General features: G+C 63.6%; 15 protein-coding genes. 9 read left to right on the top strand and 6 right to left on the bottom strand.

Translation table 11 applies throughout. From position 1 onward, the window contains the following. Positions 1–131: 131 nt before the first annotated feature. The 5 genes from epd to fba all read left to right on the top strand — a co-directional run bounded on the left by epd (position 132) and on the right by fba (position 4,316). Positions 132–1,187 (top strand): erythrose-4-phosphate dehydrogenase, encoded by a 1,056-nt coding sequence (epd, locus tag AC07PQ_RS17430; RefSeq protein WP_009045982.1) that lies wholly within the window; start codon positions 132–134, stop codon positions 1,185–1,187. 42 nt (positions 1,188–1,229) lie between these two features. Beyond that, positions 1,230–2,393: a phosphoglycerate kinase gene (locus AC07PQ_RS17435; RefSeq protein ID WP_062824365.1), complete on the top strand. Its 1,164-nt coding sequence runs from the start codon at positions 1,230–1,232 to the stop codon at positions 2,391–2,393. Positions 2,394–2,424: 31 nt separating this feature from the next. Then, on the top strand, positions 2,425–2,643 hold the full coding sequence (locus AC07PQ_RS17440) for a hypothetical protein (RefSeq protein ID WP_007922316.1): 219 nt from the start codon (positions 2,425–2,427) through the stop codon (positions 2,641–2,643). A 60-nt stretch (positions 2,644–2,703) separates the two neighbouring features. Beyond that, positions 2,704–3,033: an MliC family protein gene (locus tag AC07PQ_RS17445; RefSeq protein WP_007922315.1), complete on the top strand. Its 330-nt coding sequence runs from the start codon at positions 2,704–2,706 to the stop codon at positions 3,031–3,033. 218 nt (positions 3,034–3,251) lie between these two features. Continuing rightward, a complete protein-coding gene (gene fba, locus AC07PQ_RS17450) occupies positions 3,252–4,316 on the top strand; it encodes a class II fructose-bisphosphate aldolase (protein WP_003229012.1) in 1,065 nt (354 codons plus the stop codon). 166 nt (positions 4,317–4,482) lie between these two features. On the opposite strand, the gene AC07PQ_RS17455 is transcribed toward fba, so the two are convergent. Then, on the bottom strand, positions 4,483–5,154 hold the full coding sequence (locus AC07PQ_RS17455) for a polysaccharide lyase family 7 protein (protein ID WP_007922313.1): 672 nt from the start codon (positions 5,152–5,154) through the stop codon (positions 4,483–4,485). Between the two features lie 319 nt (positions 5,155–5,473). Here AC07PQ_RS17455 and AC07PQ_RS17460 point away from each other — a divergent pair, with 319 nt between their 5' ends. The 3 genes from AC07PQ_RS17460 to AC07PQ_RS17470 are packed head-to-tail and all read left to right on the top strand — an operon-like array spanning position 5,474 to position 8,469. After that, entirely contained in the window at positions 5,474–7,597 is a 2,124-nt protein-coding gene (locus AC07PQ_RS17460) for a putative bifunctional diguanylate cyclase/phosphodiesterase (RefSeq protein ID WP_007922311.1), read from the top strand. A gap of 42 nt (positions 7,598–7,639) precedes the next feature. Further along, a complete protein-coding gene (locus tag AC07PQ_RS17465) occupies positions 7,640–8,152 on the top strand; it encodes a M48 metallopeptidase family protein (RefSeq protein WP_493185958.1) in 513 nt (170 codons plus the stop codon). A gap of 20 nt (positions 8,153–8,172) precedes the next feature. Continuing rightward, a complete protein-coding gene (locus AC07PQ_RS17470) occupies positions 8,173–8,469 on the top strand; it encodes a winged helix-turn-helix domain-containing protein (RefSeq protein ID WP_007922307.1) in 297 nt (98 codons plus the stop codon). Between the two features lie 66 nt (positions 8,470–8,535). Here the strand turns inward: AC07PQ_RS17470 and AC07PQ_RS17475 are convergent, their stop codons facing one another. Next, positions 8,536–8,988 (bottom strand): GNAT family N-acetyltransferase, encoded by a 453-nt coding sequence (locus AC07PQ_RS17475; RefSeq protein WP_007922299.1) that lies wholly within the window; start codon positions 8,986–8,988, stop codon positions 8,536–8,538. 275 nt (positions 8,989–9,263) lie between these two features. Here AC07PQ_RS17475 and AC07PQ_RS17480 point away from each other — a divergent pair, with 275 nt between their 5' ends. After that, the gene (locus tag AC07PQ_RS17480) at positions 9,264–10,001 is read left to right on the top strand and encodes a substrate-binding periplasmic protein (RefSeq protein ID WP_007922297.1); all 738 of its coding nucleotides are present in this window, start codon (positions 9,264–9,266) and stop codon (positions 9,999–10,001) included. 108 nt (positions 10,002–10,109) lie between these two features. Here AC07PQ_RS17480 and yccS read toward each other — a convergent pair whose 3' ends face one another. From yccS to mdtD, 4 genes are all read right to left on the bottom strand, one after another. Then, positions 10,110–12,302 (bottom strand): YccS family putative transporter, encoded by a 2,193-nt coding sequence (gene yccS, locus AC07PQ_RS17485; protein WP_007922296.1) that lies wholly within the window; start codon positions 12,300–12,302, stop codon positions 10,110–10,112. Positions 12,303–12,677: 375 nt separating this feature from the next. After that, positions 12,678–13,856, bottom strand: coding sequence for a BaiN/RdsA family NAD(P)/FAD-dependent oxidoreductase (locus tag AC07PQ_RS17490; protein WP_493185959.1), 1,179 nt, complete (start codon positions 13,854–13,856; stop codon positions 12,678–12,680). Positions 13,857–14,013: 157 nt separating this feature from the next. Continuing rightward, positions 14,014–15,351: an ATP-dependent RNA helicase DbpA gene (dbpA, locus tag AC07PQ_RS17495; RefSeq protein WP_238437657.1), complete on the bottom strand. Its 1,338-nt coding sequence runs from the start codon at positions 15,349–15,351 to the stop codon at positions 14,014–14,016. Positions 15,352–15,564: 213 nt separating this feature from the next. Beyond that, complete coding sequence (gene mdtD / locus AC07PQ_RS17500; protein ID WP_337999672.1) at positions 15,565–17,085, bottom strand: multidrug transporter subunit MdtD; 1,521 nt, start codon at positions 17,083–17,085, stop codon at positions 15,565–15,567.

Genomic DNA, 17,085 nt, shown 5'->3' on the forward strand with positions numbered 1-17,085 from the left:
TTGCTCGCGATGGTCGTCAACGATAACGCTGGCTATCTGGATAACCGCGTCGTCCTGAAGCCCATCGCGAGCAAGCTCGCTCCTACAATGGTTTTGTATCGCTCATGAAGTTGTCGGCTAACGAGAACCCCATGCCTCAACCGCGTCCCTATAAAGTTGCACTCAACGGCTACGGCCGGATCGGTCGTTGTGTCTTGCGTGCCCTGTTCGAACGGGGGGCTGCGGCCGGGTTCGAGATTGTCGCGATCAACGATCTGGCCGACATGGCCAGCGTGGAATACCTGACACGCTTCGACTCCACCCATGGCCGGTTTCCCGGCGAAGTGAAGGTCGACGGCGACTGTCTGCATATCAATGGCAACTGCGTGAAGGTCCTGCGCAGTGCCACCCCCGAAGGCATCGATTGGGCGTCCCTGGGCGTCGATCTGGTGCTCGAATGCTCCGGCGCCTATCACACCCGTGAAGACGGCCAGCGTTTCCTCGACGCCGGTGCGCCGCGGGTGCTGTTTTCCCAGCCGATGGCCAGCGAGGCGGATGTCGACGCCACCATCGTCTACGGCGTCAACCAGGACTGCCTGACCGGTGACGAGCTGCTGGTGTCCAACGCGTCCTGCACCACCAACTGCGGCGTGCCGCTGTTGCGCCTGCTGGACCAGGCCATCGGTCTGGAATATGTGTCGATCACCACCATCCACTCGGCGATGAACGACCAGCCGGTGATCGACGCCTATCACCATGAAGACCTGCGCCGCACCCGTTCGGCGTTCCAGTCGGTGATCCCGGTGTCCACCGGTCTGGCGCGTGGCATCGAGCGGCTGCTGCCGGAACTTGCCGGGCGAATTCAGGCCAAAGCTGTGCGCGTGCCGACCGTCAACGTGTCCTGCCTCGACATCACGATGCAGACCGTGAGCGATACCGACACCGGCGAAGTCAACCGGATCCTGCGCGAGGCCGCCACCAGCGGCCCGCTCAAGGGCCTGTTGGCCTATACCGAGTTGCCGCACGCCAGTTGTGATTTCAACCATGATCCGCATTCGGCGATCGTCGATGCCAGCCAGACCCGTGTTTCCGGCCCGCGGCTGGTGAACATCCTGGCCTGGTTCGACAACGAATGGGGTTTTGCCAACCGAATGCTGGACGTTGCAGGACACTATCTGCAAACAGCCGCACCCAAAGCTGTCTCTTAACTTCCCGTTTCCAAAAAAACAGTAACCCAGGAATTGCGACCCATGACCGTGTTGAAGATGTCCGACCTCGATCTGCAAGGTAAGCGCGTACTGATCCGCGAAGACCTCAACGTCCCAGTCAAGGACGGTGTTGTCACCAGCGATGCGCGTATCCTGGCTTCGCTGCCGACCATCAAGCTGGCCCTGGAAAAAGGCGCGGCCGTGATGGTCTGCTCGCACCTCGGCCGTCCGACCGAAGGCGAGTTCTCCGCCGAGAACAGCCTCAAGCCAGTGGCCGACTACCTGAGCCGTGCCCTGGGTCGTGAAGTGCCGCTGGTGGCTGACTACCTGGGCGGCGTCGACGTCAAGGCCGGCGACATCGTGCTGTTCGAGAACGTGCGCTTCAACAAGGGCGAGAAAAAGAACGCCGACGAACTGGCCCGGCAATACGCCGCCCTGTGCGACGTGTTCGTGATGGACGCCTTCGGCACCGCGCACCGCGCCGAGGGTTCGACCCACGGCGTGGCCAAGTTCGCCAAGGTCGCCGCTGCCGGCCCGCTGCTGGCTGCCGAGCTGGACGCGCTGGGCAAGGCCCTGGGCGCCCCGGCCAAGCCGATGGCGGCCATCGTCGCCGGCTCCAAGGTGTCGACCAAGCTCGACGTCCTCAATAGCCTGAGCCAGATCTGCGACCAACTGATCGTCGGCGGCGGCATCGCCAACACCTTCCTCGCCGCTGCCGGTCACCCGGTCGGCAAGTCGCTGTACGAGCCGGACCTGCTGGATACCGCGCGCGCCATCGCCGCCAAGGTCAGCGTGCCGCTGCCGGTGGACGTGGTGGTGGCCAAGGAGTTCGCCGAAAGCGCGACCGCTACCGTCAAGCTGATTGCCGAGGTGGCGGCCGACGACATGATCCTGGACATCGGCCCGCAAACCGCGGCGAACTTCGCCGAGCTGCTGAAGTCGTCGAAGACCATCCTGTGGAACGGTCCGGTCGGCGTGTTCGAGTTCGACCAGTTCGGTAACGGCACCAAGGTGCTGGCCCAGGCCATCGCGGAGAGCGCGGCGTTCTCCATCGCCGGCGGCGGCGACACCCTGGCGGCCATCGATAAATATGGCGTGGCCGAGCAAATCTCCTACATTTCTACCGGCGGTGGCGCTTTCCTCGAATTCGTCGAGGGCAAGGTGCTGCCGGCGGTCGAAGTCCTGGAAAGCCGGGCCAAAGCCTGAAGTCCCGATGGCCAGGCAAAGGAGTGTTCATATGGTCAAGACGTTACCGCTGTTGATCGTCGCGGGCTTGCTGGCCGGTTGCGGTAGTCAGCCTGCCCAGTCGGAGCCCGAGTCGGGAGAGCCTGAGAGAGGTTGCTATCAGGCCGACTGGCAGGCCGAGACTGCGCCGGTGATCAACAAGCGCATGGGACCCGATGGTCTGGACAAGTACGAGACTCCAGCCAAGGCCAAGGAACATGGTTGCCCTTGACGGGTCTGATTCGATAACGCGTTGTGCTGGCGGCCGTGGGCCGTCAGCCGAGGAACACCGATGAAAGGCTTTATCGCCGTGGCTGCGCTGGGATTGCTGGCAGGTTGCGCCAACTTCGACCTGTTCAAGCCGGCCGAGACGGACAACTGGACGACCTGGGTATGCGACAGCCAGGCGCAAGTGGTCTGGCGCTACACCGACAGCAGCCGCAAGGAAGTCGATGTGCGGTTGGGCGGGGCCGATCAGGTCTATCGCCTGAAGCTGGAGCCGAGCGGTTCCGGTTCGCTGTACAGCAACGACATGCTTGCGTTTCACGAAAAAGGTGACGAAGGCCTGGTTTACTGGGTCGCCACCAACGATTTGATCGGCCGCGGCTGTAAAGCGCCGTAGGCCTGTAGGAGCGAGCTTGCTCGCGATGATCGTCAACGATAACGCCATCCGTCTGGATGATCGCGTTGTCCCGAAGCCCATCGCGAGCAAGCTCGCTCCTACAGTAGTAATAATGCCGGCAGGCCGGGTTGACCCCCGATCTGCAATCACTTGAATAGCAGCCGCCGCTACGGCAGGCTTGCACGATTAACGACCCTCGACCGGGAGAGATACACACAATGGCACTCATCAGCATGCGCCAGATGCTGGACCACGCAGCCGAATTCGGCTACGGCGTTCCAGCCTTCAACGTCAACAACCTTGAACAGATGCGCGCCATCATGGAAGCAGCTGACAAGACTGACTCTCCGGTGATCGTCCAGGCTTCGGCCGGTGCCCGCAAATACGCCGGCGCGCCTTTCCTGCGTCACCTGATCCTGGCGGCGATCGAAGAATTCCCGCATATCCCGGTGTGCATGCACCAGGACCACGGCACCAGCCCTGACGTCTGCCAGCGTTCGATCCAGCTGGGCTTCTCCTCGGTCATGATGGACGGCTCTCTCGGCGAAGACGGCAAGACCCCGACCGACTACGAGTACAACGTTCGCGTGACCCAGCAGACCGTGGCCATGGCTCACGCCTGCGGCGTTTCGGTGGAAGGCGAGCTGGGCTGCCTGGGTTCCCTGGAAACCGGCATGGCTGGTGAAGAAGACGGCATCGGCGCCGAAGGCGTGCTGGACCACAGCCAGATGCTGACCGACCCGGAAGAAGCCGCGGACTTCGTCAAGAAGACCCAGGTCGACGCCCTGGCCATCGCCATCGGTACCAGCCACGGTGCCTACAAGTTCACCAAGCCGCCTACCGGCGACGTACTGGCTATCGACCGCATCAAAGAGATCCACAAGCGCATCCCCAACACCCACCTGGTGATGCACGGTTCGTCTTCGGTTCCGCAAGAGTGGCTGGCGATCATCAACCAGTACGGCGGCGACATCAAAGAAACCTACGGCGTGCCGGTTGAAGAAATCGTCGAAGGCATCAAGTACGGCGTGCGCAAGGTCAACATCGACACCGACCTGCGCCTGGCGTCCACCGGTGCGATGCGTCGCCTGATGGCCACCAACCCGAGCGAGTTCGACCCGCGCAAGTTCTTCGGCGCCACCGTGACCGCCATGCGCGACGTGTGCATCGCCCGTTACGAAGCCTTCGGCACCGCTGGCAACGCCTCGAAGATCAAGCCGATCTCCCTGGAAGCGATGTTCCAGCGTTACCTCAAAGGTGAGCTGAACGCCAAGGTCAACTAAGCCTTTGTGTTGAACGAAAAAGCCCGCAGCGATGCGGGCTTTTTTGTGTCTGTGGCAAACACCTCATCGTGCAGGAGCGAGGCTTGCCCGCGACGAGGGCCTGACATTCGCCATGGATGTCGCCAGGCAGACCGCTATCGCGGGCAAGCTTCGCTCTTACAGAAGATCAGGTTTCGTTGTGATCGATATCCAGCTTGTAGAAGGTCACCTTGCCGCCTTCGGTGGTGTAGCCGGTGTTGTCCTGCACGTACACCCCGGCCTTGAAGTACAGCGGCTTGTCGCGCCAGGTGCTGCTGAGCTGGGTGTCCCATTGATAGCCTGCGGCGCTGACGCCCAGGGCACCGCCCGGGCTCAGGTGGATCAGGTAGGAGAACTCGCGGTCCAGCGGCACGTTTTCGGCGACGATGATCACCCGGCTATCGGTATCGTCCGGATGCATGCGGACCTTGGCGACTATGTTGCCGCTCTGGGTGGTGGTCTTGTACTGGTACTCGACCTTCACCAGGGGCTTGGTGCTGTTGTAGGCGTGGATCTGGCCGATGACGATCTTGCCCGTGGACGGCACCTGGTTCACCGCCAGGGTGGCGTAGAGCAGGTTGTCGGCTTCCGGGTAGGTCCAGTTCTTCAGGGTGCCGTTGGAGTAGGTTTCCCGCAGCTCGCTGCGCGGGTAGATGGCGTTGGCGGTGCGGGAACCGGTGACGGGCGACCAGAAGAACAGGGTGCCGGTGTCGGAATGGAAATATTGATCCTTGAAGCCATCCACCAGTCGGGGGGTGTCGATAGTCGCCGGTGGACTGCCTTCGGGAATGCTCAGATTCCAGGTTGCGAGGTCGATCATAGTCAAAGCTTCCCGATTTGATGCCGGATAAAAAACCGACAAAGGCTTTAGCCTGCGCTTTTGAAGGCGATCTTTATAAGCGTAGAAGGGGCTTTTGTTAATGCCCGTCCGGCGGATAATTGGCGTCAACCATCTGTCGAAAAAACACATCCACCGGTTTCAGCAGCTATGGGGCTGACCGTTAGTCGGGTGCCTCGGGCTTTGGCTAAATGATGGCGCTGTGACAGCTTCTGCTTTGTTGGATCCAGGTCTAGAGTGAAGTCTCAGTATTTGTCCGGTCTTGTTCGCAGGCCGACCCTACACAGACAAGAGAAGCAGCATGGAATGCGCGCAAACTCGGCCAGGTGAAGCCCGCTCGGTCTTACTGATTGTTGATGATTACCCCGAAAATCTGCTCAGCATGCGTGCACTCCTGCAGCGCCACGACTGGCAGGTCATGACCGCCGCCTCGGGTGTCGAGGCCCTGGGTCTGTTACTGGAACACGACATCGATCTGGTGTTGCTGGATGTACAGATGCCGGAAATGGACGGTTTCGAAGTCGCCCGCTTGATGCGCGGCAGCCAGCGAACCCGGCTGACCCCGATCATTTTCCTCACCGCCAACGAGCAGTCCAAGGACGCGGTGATCAAGGGCTACGCCAGCGGCGCGGTGGATTATCTGTTCAAGCCGTTCGATCCGCAGATCCTCAAACCCAAGGTGCAGGCGCTATTGGAGCAGCAGCGCAATCGCCGCGCACTGCAGCGCCTGAGCCATGACCTGGAGAGTGCCAGGGCCTTCAATGCCTCGGTGCTGGACAACGCCGCGGAGGGGATTCTGGTGGTGGATGAGGGCGGGGTCATCCGCTTTGCCAACCCGGCGATTTCCCGCTTGCTCAACGCTCCGGTGAATGAGCTGGAGGGGGCGTGGCTGCTCGACTATCTGCAAAAGCCCCATGTGCCGCAGTGGGCCGAATCCGAGCTGTATGCCAGCTATCGCAAGGGCGAGACCTACCGCCTGCACGACGCCACGTTGCGTACGGCTCCGGGCCAGCAGGTGTCGGTGGCGTTGTCCTGTGCGCCGCTGCCGAGCGAGCAGAAGGCGATGGTGGTGACCTTGCTCGACATGTCGGAAGTCCGTCATCTGCACCAGCAACTGGAATACCAGGCAGTGACCGACCCGCTGACCGGCCTGCTCAACCGTCGTGGCTTCTACCAGACCGTGGAAAGCCTGTTGTTGCGCAGCGAGCGCTCCGACAAGTCGTTGGTGCTGCTGTACCTGGACCTGGACGGATTCAAGCGGGTCAACGATTCCCTGGGGCATGACGCCGGGGACCGGGTGCTGCGCTGGGTGTCCGAACAGATAAAGGCCTGCCTGCGCTCCTTCGACATCCTGGCGCGCATAGGCGGCGATGAGTTCACCGCTTTGCTGGAGCTGGAGTTTCCGGAACAGGCGGCGAAGATTTCCGAGAAGCTCATCGAGCGCATATCGATCTGTCAGCAGTTCGATGGCCTGGAGGTCGCGCTGGGGGCCAGTATCGGTATCGCCATCTACCCCGATTGCGGTTCCAATCTGGATGGCCTGATGCGCGCGGCGGACATCGCCATGTACGAGTCCAAGCGTGCCGGGCGCCAGCAATATCGTTATTACGACCACGAAATGAACGGCCGTGCCCGCTCGCGGCTGATGCTCGAGGAAAGCGTGCGCAGCGCGGTCGAGCACAAGGAGTTCAACCTGGTGTACCAGCCCCAGGTGGCGATTGCCGATGGGCGCCTGCGCGGTTTCGAAGCCCTGTTGCGCTGGCGGCATCCGAGTGTCGGCGATGTGCCGCCGGGGTTGTTTCTGCCGCTGCTGGAGGAGGCGCGGCTGATCAGCCGCCTGGGGAGCTGGATCTATCAGCAGAGTGCGAGCCAGCGGGCGTCCTGGAAAACGCTGTTCGCCGAGCAGACCGTGCTGGGCGTGAGCTTGAGCGGCACCCAGTTCGCCATGCCGAACCTCGCCACCGAACTGCGCCAGGTCCTGGAACGCCATGGCCTGGAACCTCGGCAGTTGGAGGTCGAGATCACCGAAGACGCCCTGACCCAGAACCTCGACGAGTCGCGCAAGCAGCTGCGCCTGTTGCGCAGTCTCGGGGTGCGGGTGGCGCTGGATGACTTCGGTTCGGGCGCCTGTTCGCTGGCCCACCTGCGGGATCTGCAGCTCGATACCCTCAAGCTCGACCGTCACCTGATCGCCAGGTTGCCGGATTCGGCACGAGATGCGGCGCTGGCGCGCTGCGTGATCGACCTGTGCAAGGCGTTCGGCGTGCTGGTGATCGCCGAGGGCGTGGAGACCCTGGAGCAGTACCGCTGGCTGCAGGCCAACGGCTGCGAGTACGTGCAGGGCTTCCTGGTGGCCCGGCCGTTGATCGCCGCGGATGCCGAGCGCTTTGCCGAGCCTTTCGACTGGAGCGCGTTGCCGGGTTGAATTCGCTACACTGGCGGCCTTTCGTGATTGCGTTGCCGTCCCATGACCGCGTTGAAGTACCTCCAGGCCTATCCCGCCACCCTGCAAGAGCAAGTGCGCCAGCTGATTGCGCAAGGGCGGCTGGGCGATTACCTGAGCCAGCGGTACCCCGGCAAGCACGGGGTGCAGAGTGACAAGGCGCTGTACGGCTATGCCCTGGAGTTGAAGCAGGAGTACCTGCGCAACGCCCCGGCCATCGACAAGGTGCTGTTCGACAACCGCCTGGACCTGACGCACCGCGCCCTGGGCCTGCACACCACGATCTCGCGGGTCCAGGGCGGCAAGCTCAAGGCCAAGAAGGAAATCCGCATCGCTTCGCTGTTCAAGGAGGCGGCGCCGGAGTTCCTGCGCATGATCGTTGTCCACGAGCTGGCGCACTTCAAGGAAAGCGAGCACAACAAGGCGTTCTACAAGCTCTGCGAGCACATGCTGCCGGGCTATCACCAACTGGAATTCGACCTGCGGGTCTACCTGACCTGGCGCGACCTGCAAGCCAGGGCAGGTGGTCCCGAGTAACCCTGTACAAGGAACGGGCGATGGACGTGAGCAAGACCAAGAGCAGCTTTTACCGCCGGCTGTATGTGGCGTACCTGATCGACAGCGGCCTGGCCAGCAATGTCCCGGCCCTGACCGAGGCCACCGGCATGCCGCGGCGCACGGCGCAGGACACCATCGCCGCCCTGGCGGATCTGGATATCGTCTGTGAGTTCGAGCAGCAGGACGGCGCGCGCAATCATGCCGGCAGCTATCGGATCAAAAGCTGGGGCGCGATCGACAAGGGCTGGATCGAGGCGAACCTGTCGCGGATCAAGACGGTGTTGGAGTATCCCTGAGGGAACTCGGCAGCCGATCGATGCGAAGGCGAACCTGCTGGCGCCAGCAGGTTCGCGATGACGCTATCAGCTTCGGCGCATGCCGATATGCGGAATATCGTCTTCCAGGTACTCCTCGCCCACGACGTTGAAGCCGTAGCGCCCGTAATACCCCTGCAAATGCGCCTGGGCCGACAGATAGATCGGCATCTGCGGCCAGCGTTTCTGCGCCTGTTTCAGGGCGTGCTCCATCAGTTCATGGCCCAGTCCCTTGCCCCGCGCTTGCGGGGCGATCACCACGCGGCCGATGACCACGTCGCCGCCCTGGGAGGTCGGGTCGAGCAGGCGCAGATAAGCCACCAGCTGGTCATCGTCCCAGGCCATCAGGTGGCAGGTGTCGCCTTCCAGGTCCTGGCCATCGACTTCCTGGTAGGCGCATTTCTGCTCGACCACGAAGACTTCGGTACGCAACTGCAGGATCGCGTACAACTGCTCCTTGCCCAGATCGGTGTGGTGTTTGCAGACCCATTCGATTGTCATCGTTTCATCCTTTGGAAAGCGGTGCCCGGATGTTAAGCGCCTGGCGGGTGGCTTGTCTTGTCTGGCGCTGGAGTGGCGTTTCTGTGAGGTAGGTCAAAATGCCATCATCGCATTGGTTCGTGGTGGTCTTCTTTGTGTAATCTGCGCTGAAGCGCTGTGCAGTGGCACCCATAAGCTACTGTTAGGGGCTGGGTCGTGGCCGTCCGCCGGCCGGAGAACCTCGAGTCTGGGCAAAAAAACACGCAGGGCTGTCCGCCCGCTAAGGATCTTTTAGCATGCCGCGATTGCATCGAGCCTTTGCTTTGATCGGATTGCTGTTGCTGGGCCAGAGCGCTTATGCGGAAAAATTGCGATTGGTCGCCGACGTCTGGCCGCCCTTCACGGATGCGACGCTGGTCAACGGCGGGCTGGCCACCGACATCGTCAGCACCGCGCTGGCCCGGGCCGGTTATGCCAGCGAGTTCGAACAGGTGCCCTGGGCGCGGGCCTTGCTTGGCGTCGGCGAGGGGCGTTACGACGTGCTGGTGAATGCCTGGTTCAATGAGGCCCGCACCCAGTTGGGGCAATTCTCCTCGGAGTATCTGGTCAATCGGGTGCGCTTCATCCGGCGCAAGGATGCCCCCATCGAATACACCAACCTCAAGCAACTGCACCAGTACCCCATCGCGGTGGTGCGCGGTTATGCCTACTCCCCCGATTTCGACAGCGATCCAGAACTGCAGAAGGTCCTGGTGCACAACTTCGCGATGGCGGTGCGCATGCTGGCAGCCGACCGGGTCAAGCTGACCCTGGAGGACGAGTACGTTGCCCGCTATTACCTGGCGCGGGAGTCGCCGCGGGTGCGTAACGCGGTGGAGTTCCTGCCCAATTCCCTGAGCGAGAACGGCCTGCATATCCTGGTCAGCCTGAAGAACCCCGCACATGCGCAGATCGTGGCGGGGTTCGATCGAGAGATCGAGGCGATGAAAGCCGACGGCAGCTACGACCGCTTGCTGCGCCAGCACGGGATGTGAAACGGCGCCATTAAAGCTGCTGCCGCAGGCTGGGCGCCGAGGCCGAAACCTGTGGCGTTCTTGAAAGCTTGCGCCTCCTGCGGAGGCGATCGCAGCCTGCGGCAGCGGCTACGCGGCCTGTTCTTCGCCGGTGTCCTTGATCAGATGCGCCGCCAGGGTCCGCAAGGGGCCCAGTTGGCGGCAGATCAGCGCCAGTTGGGTCTGCACCAGCCGCTGGCCTTCATCGATCTCGTCCGGCATCTGCTCCAGCTCATTGGCCAGGGCCTCTTCGGCATCGCTCTGGATCGCCACCGGCTGCTTGCTCGCCAGGCCCTGGGCGATTTCATCGATGCTGCTGGCCAGGCTGACCCCGGCCCCGCCGATCAGGTGCTCGCGGACTTCCGCCGGCAGCTGGGTTTCCCGATGCGCGCCGAGGCCGGAGAGGTAACTGAGCAGGGTGTGCGAGAGCACCAGGAAGCGAAAGCCCACGTCCGCTTCCTTACGGAAATGCCCAGGCTCCATCAGCATATTGGCCAGGGTGGTGGACAGCGCCGCGTCGGCGTTGTGGGCGTTGCGCCGGGCCAGGCGGTAAGCCAGGTCGTCGCTCTTGCCGGCCGCGTACTGCTGCATGATCTGCCGCAGGTAGATGCTGTTGCAGGTCAGGGTATTGGCCAGCACCTTGTTCAGGCGTCGGCCCTGCCAGTCCGGCAGGAACAGGAACACCGCCAGGCCGGCGATCAGGCTGCCCAGCAGGGTATCGAACAGACGTGGCAGCAACAGCCCGTAGCCGTCGCCCACCTGGTTGAAGCAGAACAGCACCATGATGGTGATGGCGCCGGTGGCCAGGGTGTAGCGGGTAGTGCGGTTGGTAAAGAACACCACCCCGGCGGCAATCGCGAACAGCGACTGCACCAGCGGGCTGGGGAACAGGTCGAACAGCGCCCAGGCGACCACCAGGCCGATGGCGGTGCCGATGATTCGCTGGCCCAGCTTGCGCCGCGTGGCGCCATAGTTCGGTTGGCAGACGAACAGGGTGGTGAGGATGATCCAGTAACCCTGGGAGGGGTGGATCAGGTGCACCATGCCGTAGCCGATGCTCAGGGCCAGGGGCAGGCGCAGGGCGTGGCGAAACAGCAGCGACGTCGGGGTCAGCTGGGTGCGCAGGCGGGTCCAGACGTCCTTGAGGTTGCGCGGCGAACGGTCCAGCAGGCTGCTGTCGGTGGCGTCGGCCAGGGCGTCGGGGTTGCTGGCGTCACTGAGCAGGCGGTCGAGGGTGCCGAGGTTGGCGGCCAGCGCCCGCAGCGAACGCAGCAGGCCGCGCCAGGCCGGGTTGCTCTGGATGCGCAGGTGTTCCAGGGAGGCGTGCAGGTCGCTCAGGGCCTCGGCGAAGCTGGCGTCGTAGACGAAGGGCTGGCGCAGCTGGATGGATTCGCCCAGGGCCCGGCAAGCCTTGCCCTGCTGGCGCAGCAGGCGCTGGCAGCGGAACAGTACGTCGCTGTGGAAGAACGCATCGGCCAAGGCGTTGTAGGGGTAGTGGGACGAGCTGGCGCGTTCGTGGATGTCCTGGGCGAGGAAGTACAGCTTCAGGTAGCGGCTGACTTTGGAGCCCGGCCGGCCGTTGCCGACCCGGTGCAGGATGATTTCCTTGGCGGCGTTCAGGGCCGCCACTACCCGGCCGTTCTGCTGCGCCAGTTCCAGCCGGCGTGCTTCCACGTCCAGTTGGCGGATCGGCTCGAACAGCGACGACTTGAGCTTGAGGTAATAGCCCAGCTCGCGGAACAGGCGCGCCAGGCTCTGCTGCACCGGTTGGTTGGAAAACATCGCCTGCCAGAGTACCGACAGCAGGCCGTACCAGGCGGCACCGGCCACCAACAGCAGCGGTTCGTGCCAGAAGTCGGTGACGGCGCCGCCGCGCTGGTCCACGCCGATCATGGTGTAGACCGACAGGATCAGGGTCGCCGAGGCGATCGCCCCGTAACGTTCGCCCAGGGCGCCGAGCATGGTCAGGCCAAAGCTGGCCAGCGCCAGGGCGATGACGAAGATCCAGGGGTAGGGGAACAACAGTTCGACGGAAAGGGCGGCGACGCTGAAACACACCAGGGTCACGGCCAGGGCATTGATCCGGCCTTGCCAGCTGTCGTCGGTCTCGGCCAGGGCGCTGGCGATAATCCCCAGGAACAAGGGGATCAGCAAGGCCATTTCGTCCTGGTACCAGCACAGCGCCATGCTCCCGGTCAGAGCGATGAACACCCGCACGCTGTAGCTGAATTTATCCAGCGCCCAAAGGCGCCGCAGTGACTGACGAAAGCTGGTCGATGACATGAAGTGAGAAAGCCTTCCGGGGCGATGCCGCTAAATTGAGCCAGTATTGACGACCGCGCAATGGGGTCGTCACATCCGACAGCAAATTCTGTTCCCGCTGATCTTCATCGGTACCTGTAGCCGCTGCCGAAGGCTGCGATCGACCCGAAGGGGCGCAGCGATCTGGCGTCCCCCCGAGGTCCTGCGGACCTATCGCAGCCTTCGGCAGCGGCTACAGGAAATGGGGAAATCTTGTAGCCGCTGCCGAGCCCCGCGAGGCTGCGATCGGGCGCGCAGCGGCCGCATAACAGGCGACCGTGTTCGGCCTGTCCCACCGCAGTGGCCGGTTCTGCGGCTCCTGGGGCAGCGGCTACAGGCCAGGCGAATGCCGGCGGATCAGACGTACTGCGCGGCCGCGTAGCCGGAGGCCCAGGCCCACTGGAAGTTGAAGCCGCCCAGGTGGCCGGTGACGTCCAGCACCTCGCCGATGAAATACAGCCCCGGGCTCTTCAGCGACTCCATGGTCTTGGACGACACCTCGCGAGTGTCGACGCCGCCCAGGGTCACTTCGGCGGTGCGATAACCCTCGGTGCCGGCCGGGACCACTTTCCAGCACGCCAGTTGCTCGGCGATCTGCGCCAGTTCGGCGTGGGTGTACTGCTTCATCGGTTTGGAGATGAACCAGTTGTCTGCCAGCAGGCCGGCCATCTTCTTGGTGAAGATCTCGCCGAGCAGGGTCTTCAGCTCGCTGTTCGGGCGTTCGGCCTGTTGCTGTTGCAGCCAGCTTGCGGCGTCGTGGTCCGGCAGCAGGTTGATCTCCACCGTGTCGCCGGATTCCCAGAACGAGGAAATCTGCAGGATCGCCGGACCGCTCAGGCCTCGGTGGGTGAACAGGATGTTCTCGCGAAAGCTCATGTCGTTGCAGCTCACCAGGCAGTCCACCGAGGTGCCGGACAGCTCGCCGCACAGCTCCTTGAGCTGGTCGGTGATGGTGAACGGCACCAGGCCCGCGCGGGTCGGCAGCAGCGTGTGGCCGAACTGCCTGGCCACCTGATAGCCGAAGCCGGTGGCGCCCAGGGTCGGAATCGACAGGCCGCCGGTGGCGATCACCAGGGATTGGCACTGGAGCTGGCCGAGGGTGGTTTCCAGCAGGTAGCCGCTGTCGAGCTTCTCGATCTGCTGGATCGAGGTGTCCAGGTGCAGTTGGACGCCGACCTGGTCGCACTCGTCGAGCAGCATGCCGAGGATGTCGCTGGACTTGTTGTCGCAGAACAGCTGGCCGAGTTTTTTCTCGTGGTACGGCACGCCGTGCTTGGCCACCAGGCCGATGAAATCCCACTGGGTGTAGCGGGCCAGGGCCGACTTGCAGAAATGCGGGTTGTGCGAGAGGAAATTGCCCGGCTCGGTGTACATATTGGTGAAGTTGCAGCGCCCGCCGCCGGACATGAGGATCTTCTTGCCGGCCTTGTTGGCGTGGTCCAGCAGCAGCACCTGGCGGCCACGGCCGGCCGCGGTCAGCGCGCACATCAACCCTGCGGCGCCAGCGCCAATGATCACGACTTCGGTAGAGCGCAAAACGGTGTCCTCACACAAGTGTCGAGGCAACCCCGTTCCCGTAGGAGCGAGGCTTGCCCGCGATGAACGATGATGCGGTTGTACCTGGCAGACCGCGGTGCCTTGATCGCGGGCAAGCCTCGCTCCGACAGGAGAGCAGGCATTGGCCGCGGTGGTATTACAGGATGCGCACGCGCAGCGAACGGCCCTTGATCTTGCCGCTGTTCAGGCGTTGCAGGGCCTGCTTGGCAATGCCGCGGTCCACGGCGACATAGGCCTGGAAGTCGAAGATCGCGATCTTGCCGACCTGGGTGCCGGGGATGCCGGCTTCACCGGTCAGGGCGCCGAGGATGTCGCCCGGACGCACTTTGTCCTTGCGCCCGGCGCCGATACACAGGGTGCTCATGGCCGGCAGCAGCGGGCCGCCGCCCTGGGATTTCAGGCTGTCGATCTGTTCCCAGTTCAAGGGCGACTTCTGCAATTGCTCGATGGCCTGGGCGCGGTGCGCCTCGGACGGCGCCACCAGGCTGACCGCCAGGCCCTTCTCGCCGGCGCGGCCGGTGCGGCCGACGCGGTGGATGTGGATTTCCGAATCCCGCGCCAGCTCGACGTTGATCACCATGTCCAGGGCATCGATGTCCAGGCCGCGGGCGGCTACATCGGTGGCCACCAGCACCGAGGTGCTGCGGTTGGCGAACATCGCCAATACCTGGTCGCGGTCGCGCTGTTCCAGGTCGCCGTGCAGGCCCACCGCGGACATGCCCTTGGCGGTCAGGTGGTCGACGGTTTCCTGGACCTGCTGCTTGGTGAAGCAGAAGGCCACGCAGGACTCTGGACGGAAGTGGTTCAGCACCTTGACCACCGCGTCGATGCGTTCTTCCGGCGAGATCTCGTAGAAACGCTGTTCGATCTGGCTGTCGGCGTGCAGGGCTTCGGCCTTCACCTGCTGCGGGTCGCGCATGAACTTCGAGGCCAGCTGCTTGATGCCCACCGGGTAGGTGGCGGAGAACAGCAGGGTCTGCCGGCGCTCAGGGGTGTAGGCGATGATTTCTTCGATCGGGTCGTAGAAGCCCATGTCCAGCATGCGGTCGGCTTCGTCGAGGACCAGGGTGTTGAGGCCGTCGAGTTTCAGCGAGCCCTTGCGCAGGTGCTGGGACAGGCGGCCCGGGGTGCCGACGATGATGTGCGCGCCGTGTTCCAGCGAGGCGATCTGCGGGCCGAAGGACACGCCGCCGCACAGGGTCAGGACCTTGATGTTGTCTTCGGCGCGGGCCAGGCGGCGGATTTCCTTGGCCACCTGGTCGGCCAGCTCGCGGGTCGGGCAGATCACCAGGGCCTGGCAACCGAAGTAGCGCGGATTGATCGGGTTCAGCAGGCCGATGCCGAACGCGGCGGTCTTGCCGCTGCCGGTCTTGGCCTGGGCGATCAGGTCCATCCCCTTGAGGATCACCGGCAAGCTTTGCGCCTGGACCGGCGTCATCTGGGCATAACCGAGTGAGTCGAGGTTAGCCAGCATGGCGGCGGACAGCGGCAAAGTATTAAAAGCGGTGGCAATGGTGGTCACGGGACGGGCCTGCAAAACAAAATGTCGCGCAGTGTATCAGTCCCGCTCCCTTTACCTGCAATTTCTGGACGAGCGAGCCATCGCTCGCTCCTGTAGTCGCTGCCGAAGGCTGCGATCGGCGGCGCAGCCGACGTCAATCGAGCTGCATGTTTTATCCGATGCGGCTCAGTGCTCGATATGCTCCTGGACCTTCTTCGCCCGTCGGCCGTCCCTGGGCGACAGCTGCAGGAAGATCGCCGCCGCCAGCATTGCCATGATCCCCACCGTGAGGAAGGTCAGCTGGAAGGCGCCGAGCACGGTGTTCACGCCATCGTTGCCGACTTCGGCGGTGAAGCCGCCGAGCAGCGCGCCGGCGCAGGCCACCCCCAGGCTCAGGGACAGTTGCGCCACCACCGACAGCAGGCTGTTGCCGCTGCTGGCGGAAGCGTCGTCGAGGTCGATCAGGGTCACGGTGTTCATCGCCGTGAACTGCAGCGAGTTGATCGCCCCCAGCACCGCCAGCATGCCCAGCAGTAGCGGGTAGGGCGTCTGTTCCGTCACTAGACCCATGCTGGCGAGCATGATCCCCAGCGCCAGGGTGTTGCCGGTGAGGACGATGCGGTAGCCCAGGCGTTCGATCAGCGGACGGGCGATGGACTTGGCGAGCATCGCCGCGGCGGCCAGCGGCAGCATGCTCATCCCGGCCTGGGACGGTGAATAACCGAGGGCCACTTGCAGCAGCAAGGGCACCAGGAACGGCAGGGCGCCGCTGCCGAGGCGGGCGAACAGATTGCCGAGGATGCCTACGGCAAAGGTCCGCACCTTGAACAGCGAAGGCGCGAACAGCGGGTTGTCGATATGCCCGGCCCGCAGCCAGTAGGCCGCGAGGCAGGCCAGGCCGCCGAACAGCAGCAACATCACCCGCAGGTGCGGCAGGTGCAGTTCGCCCAGGCCCTCCATAGCGATGGTGATCAGCACCATCGCCGCGCCGAACAGCAAAAAGCCCAGGCCGTCGAAACGCGTGCGCTCGCTGCCGCGCAGGTCGGGAATGAAGCGCCAGACGGCATAACAGCCGATCGCGCCCACCGGCAGGTTGATCAGGAAGATCCAGTGCCAGGTCAGGTACTGCACCATCCAGCCGCCCATGGTCGGGCCGATCAGCGGGCCGAGCAGCCCGGGAATGGTGATGAAACCCATGATCCGCACCAGTTCCGAGCGCGGGTAGGCGCGCAGCACCACCAGCCGGCCGACGGGCAGCATCAGGGCGCCGCCCAGGCCCTGGATCACCCGGGCGCCGACCAGCATGCTCAGGGAGTTGGACAGGGCACAGAGCAATGAGCCGATGCTGAACAGCAGGATGGCGCCGAAGAAGATTTTCTTGGTGCCGAAACGGTCGGCGATCCAGCCGGAAGCCGGGATCAGCAGCGCCACGGTGAGCATGTAGGCGATGACCACGCCCTGCATGCGCAACGGATCTTCCGCCAGATCGCGGGCCATGGCCGGCAGGGCGGTATTGAGGATGGTCCCGTCGAGGGATTGCATGAAAAAGGCGATGGCCACCACCCACGGCAGCCAGCGGGCGGTGGTGGCGTCAAGTTCGGCACGGTTGGGCATGGGACCTCTTTCTTGTTGTGAACACCTATCCCCCCTGCAACCGCATCGCGGGCAAGCCTCGCTCCTACAGACGCCATCCCGTAGGAGCGAGAT

Source organism: Pseudomonas sp. GW821-FHT09E12, assembly GCF_059416085.1.